This window comes from Wolbachia pipientis (genome assembly GCF_023661085.1).
GTDB lineage: Bacteria > Pseudomonadota > Alphaproteobacteria > Rickettsiales > Anaplasmataceae > Wolbachia.
Window position 1 is genome coordinate 1 of sequence record NZ_JAHDJT010000119.1, and the last position, 4,003, is coordinate 4,003.

The 4,003-nt window shown below is 35.1% G+C and carries 6 protein-coding genes and 2 pseudogenes; 7 read left to right on the forward strand and 1 reads right to left on the reverse strand.

The features are described from left to right. From DM84_RS05215 to DM84_RS05240, 6 genes and pseudogenes are all read left to right on the forward strand, one after another. Window positions 1-371: pseudogene (locus DM84_RS05215) on the forward strand (phage tail tape measure protein); the annotation flags it as partial. Continuing rightward, a complete protein-coding gene (locus DM84_RS05220) occupies window positions 371-715 on the forward strand; it encodes a phage tail protein (RefSeq protein ID WP_250778877.1) in 345 nt (114 codons plus the stop codon). The pseudogene DM84_RS05215 and the gene DM84_RS05220, both read left to right, overlap by 1 nt. Beyond that, on the forward strand, window positions 712-921 hold the full coding sequence (locus DM84_RS05225) for a tail protein X (protein ID WP_250778878.1): 210 nt from the start codon (window positions 712-714) through the stop codon (window positions 919-921). The genes DM84_RS05220 and DM84_RS05225 overlap by 4 nt, the downstream gene beginning before the upstream one ends. After that, a complete protein-coding gene (locus tag DM84_RS05230) occupies window positions 918-1,853 on the forward strand; it encodes a contractile injection system protein, VgrG/Pvc8 family (RefSeq protein WP_250778879.1) in 936 nt (311 codons plus the stop codon). Before DM84_RS05225 ends, DM84_RS05230 begins: the two co-directional genes overlap by 4 nt. 107 nt (window positions 1,854-1,960) lie before the next feature. Further along, window positions 1,961-2,432, forward strand: a pseudogene (locus tag DM84_RS05235) (ankyrin repeat domain-containing protein). 45 nt (window positions 2,433-2,477) lie between these two features. Beyond that, complete coding sequence (locus DM84_RS05240) at window positions 2,478-2,693, forward strand: hypothetical protein (RefSeq protein WP_250778881.1); 216 nt, start codon at window positions 2,478-2,480, stop codon at window positions 2,691-2,693. On the opposite strand, the gene DM84_RS05245 is transcribed toward DM84_RS05240, so the two are convergent. Next, on the reverse strand, window positions 2,694-3,206 hold the full coding sequence (locus DM84_RS05245; RefSeq protein ID WP_250778883.1) for a phospholipase D family nuclease: 513 nt from the start codon (window positions 3,204-3,206) through the stop codon (window positions 2,694-2,696). Here DM84_RS05245 and DM84_RS05250 point away from each other — a divergent pair. Then, on the forward strand, window positions 3,205-4,003 hold a 799-nt coding region (locus DM84_RS05250; protein WP_250778884.1), incomplete at its 3' end, for a patatin-like phospholipase family protein. The two genes, DM84_RS05245 and DM84_RS05250, sit on opposite strands and share 2 nt — an antisense overlap.

The following is a 4,003-nucleotide window of genomic DNA, read 5'->3' on the forward strand; positions in this document are numbered from 1 at the left end:
TAAAAGCATTTGAGACACCAGTAGAAACAAAAATTGGCAAGGTAGTTGCTGAAAGTAATGTTTTGAGTAATGGAAACCCTTTATTAAATAATAAGGAAATTTCTGAAAGCGGAAAGAGTATTATTGGAAATGCTAAAATCGGTAGCATTATTGAGGAAAAAAGTTCTGTAGCAGATGACTTAGAGAAAGTTTTAAAAGACTGTGAAAAATGTAAGTATGAACAAAAAATTTTCAATCAAACTTTCACATTTAATATAAGTATAAAAGCAGAGCCTAACCAAGATGTTCGTAGTCTTGCAGATGAAGTAATAAAAAGGATAAGAGAAAAATCAAGAGATGTTATGTTTGATACGGTAGATCCTATTTACTAATGTTATCCCTTGGTCCATATAAAATTTCCCCAACAAGCTTAAAGTACAGCAAGGAGAAGCGTTGGAGTGTGGTCGAATGTATTGGCAAACCATTGCTACAGAATATTGGTCAAGGGGCAGAAAATATAGATATAGAAGGGGTTATTTATCTCAATAATTTAAGTGAATTAAAGGATATGAAAGAAGCAGAGGCAAACCAAATACCCCGCACTTTAGTTGATGGCATGGGAAATATTTGGGGACAATTTGTAATTACTCGTTTTGAAGAAAAGCTAACGTCATTTTTCCCTTGCGGGTTGCCAAAAAAAGTTGAATTTAATTTAAGTTTAAGGCGCTATTCATGACTATATATTACTCGACAAAAGAGAAGGACATGTTGGACTATATTTGCTGGCAACACTATGGATTTACTTCAGGAGCAGTAAAAATGGTCTTGGAAAACAATACTGGACTTGCAGAGTATGATAGTTTTTTGCCAGGAGGATTGAAAATTAAACTGCCTTCAATACAAGAACCATTGAATAAATCTGTCTTAAAAGTATGGGAATGAAGCCAGGATTTAGCATTGAAGGAATAAAAGATCATGTAATATCGGTGAATCTTACTGATGAATCTGGTACTATAGATGATGTCGCAGAGGTATGTGTTGATTATGGCAATGAAAATGTAGAAGTTCCAAATGAATTGAACATAGCATTAGGTTATAAGGAAACTGGAGTCTTTCCAATGGGTATATATACAGTCAACGAAGTTACGATACAAGGCCCACCTAAGACCCTACTAATCAAAGCTCATGCAACAAATTTAAGAATATCTTTGAAAGCAAAAGTATCCAAAGAATGGCACCAAATTACCCTAGAGAACCTAGTTAAAGAAATAGCCCAAAAACATGGGTATGGATATAAAGTCGCTGGAGAGTTTAAAGATGTACTGGTACCACACATTAATCAAACAGAGGAAAGTGATATAAGCCTTCTAACGAAAATAGCAATAGAGCGTGAAGCAATGGCAAAACTAGCTGGAGGTTATATATTATTTATTCCAAAAAATATGGCAAAATCAGCAACAGGAAAAGCTTTAGGGACAACAACTATTCGACCTGAAGACACGATTAACTGGAAGGTACATTTTACTGTACGCGACAAGTACAATTCAGTGGTAGCAAAATGGCACAGCTATGAAATGGGAGAAACTATTAAAGAAACAGTTGGTAGCGGCGAGCCAAGTTATATTATGCTAGAAATTTACCCAAATGCAGAGTCAGCACTGAGTGCAGCAAATGCTAAGTTGAAACAATTAAAGCGTAACAATGAAACTTTAGATATAACCATGCCAGGTAATCCTCAAATACTTGCAGAGGCTAAACTTAATCTTATAGGTTTTAATCAAGCAGTAGATGGTGAATGGATAGTTAATAGAGCGGAGCATACTTTAAATGGCTCAGGTTACCTTACTATGTTGTCAGCATCTTTGAGTAAGTGATGTTAAGAAAAAATGAGTAAATGATCTGTTTAATATGAAGGAACTGTGTGCCAAGTATGAACAAACTGAAGTGTGATGAAAAAGATAAACTACATTTTGTATAGTTTATGATATTAATGGTATGTGTTGTTATTACTTATTGCTACCAAAAATCCAAAGCTAATGAGAATTACAGAAAGATACTACAAGTAGCTACTGTAAATTGTAGTTTAGAAACAACAAGATTTTTAGTAAAAGATATAATACCAAACTTAAGCGAAACAGCATTACATTATGCAGCAAGAGAAGGATGCTTAGATACTATTAGATTTTTAATAGTAGAAGAGAAAGTAAATATAAATACAATCGACAAGAATGCTTTTAAAAGGACAGCTTTACATCATGCTACAGGTGAAGGGCATTTAGGAATTGTAAGGTTCTTAATTAGAAAAAGGTGCGAATCCTAACATAAAAGATAATGACGGAAAAGGAGCTAGAAAAATGGCTGTAATGGCATCGCGACACGATAAAAATAAACCTTATAAAGAAATAATAAAGTTACTGGCTAGAGCAGAGGAACAGTACAAATCAGAGAAGTAGTTACTATAAAGTAGCTATCCATAATAAATCCACATTTAAGTAATTATGCAAAATCAAAAGATTCCAATAGCAGTAATACTAACGATGTTAATACAGACGGTAGCGGCGATATGGTGGCTTGCCAAGCTGGATTTACGGGTTCACATGCATGATAAATTTATAGAGCAGAACAACGGATTGACCGTTACGGTATATCGTCTGGAAGAGCGGGTAAAAAATCTTTCTGAGGAACTTGACGAATTCAAAGCCAGCTCAAAGTAGTTATTCTGGTTCATAAGGCTTAGATTGCGATTGACGATTTTTCCAATTTTCCACGTATTGCTCAACTAATAGAAGATCTCCCGTTATAATCAGTGGGTTTTCAGCATTTCTTTTCTGCGCAGAGTCAGAGAAATTAAATGACCCGGTTATGATTTTTTGCTCATCAATAATCATAATTTTACTGTGTGAAATTGCAGGTTTATAGCCTATGTATACCGGTATCTTTTGATAAAACAATTCATTGATGACACTGTATTTTGAGCTGATCTGTGATTCATCTAGAATAACCTTAATATCAACACCACGTTTTTTTGCTCTAATGAAAGATTGTGCAATTGGCTTTGAAGTAAACGTATATGCCTGAACTAATATGGATTTTTGAGCTTGATCTATAGCATTGGTTATTTGTTCGGCACAATTTCCTCTAGGTGTGAAGCAAACTGTAGTTTTTGGGCAAGTAACACACCCCGATAAAAATGAGCAAATTAATAGAACTAATAAATATCTAACCATGACTAAATACATCCTTTCAGTAGACGGTGGAGGCATAAGGGGTATCATACCAGCCATTATTCTAGCAGAAATAGAAAAGAGAGCAAGGAAGCCTATTTCTCAAATCTTTGATCTAATGGCTGGTACTTCAACAGGCGGAATTGTTGTTGCTGGGTTGTGCAAGAAAGATGAGCGGGAAAAACCTCAGTATTCTGCAAATGATTTAGTTGGGCTTTACCAAGAGTACGGAGCATATATTTTCAAGTCTTCATTTTTTAGGCGATCAATACTATCTTGGTTTAACTGCGAAAAATACCCATATAACAACATTGAATCAGTACTGGAAAAATATTTTGGCAACGATATTCTAAAAAACACCTTAAGTAAGGTACTGATTACAAGTTACGATATTCACAATAACTGCCCATTTTTCTTCAAAAGCTGGAGAGAAGACAGAAACTTTATCAAACTAAAAGAAGCACTCAGAGCCACAACAGCAGCGCCAACTTACTTTGCTCCTAAGTATTTAGAAGTCGGCCAAGAAAGAAGAGTATTAGTGGATGGAGGTGTATTTGCCAATAATCCAGCAGCATGTGCATATGCAAACAGCAAAAGACTTTTCCCCAATGAAGAAATAGTGCTGGTATCAATTGGAACAGGAAGACTATCTAATCGAGTAAAGCACAGAAAATTAGGGAAGATAGCCTGGATAAAGCCTCTGCTGAACGTGATGTTTGCATCGAGTCTTGATGTAGTAAATTATCAGCTAAGTAACGTAATGGACGATAGATACATAAGAATACAATCACAACTGACAA

Excerpts from the sequence above, each read along its gene's own strand:
- DM84_RS05220 (WP_250778877.1), top strand. The coding sequence starts at position 371 with ATGTTATCCCTTGGTCCATATAAAATTTCCCCAACAAGCTTAAAGTAC.
- DM84_RS05225 (WP_250778878.1), top strand. The coding sequence starts at position 712 with ATGACTATATATTACTCGACAAAAGAGAAGGACATGTTGGACTATATT.
- DM84_RS05230 (WP_250778879.1), top strand. The coding sequence starts at position 918 with ATGAAGCCAGGATTTAGCATTGAAGGAATAAAAGATCATGTAATATCG.
- DM84_RS05240 (WP_250778881.1), top strand. The coding sequence starts at position 2,478 with ATGCAAAATCAAAAGATTCCAATAGCAGTAATACTAACGATGTTAATA.
- DM84_RS05245 (WP_250778883.1), bottom strand. The coding sequence starts at position 3,206 with ATGGTTAGATATTTATTAGTTCTATTAATTTGCTCATTTTTATCGGGG.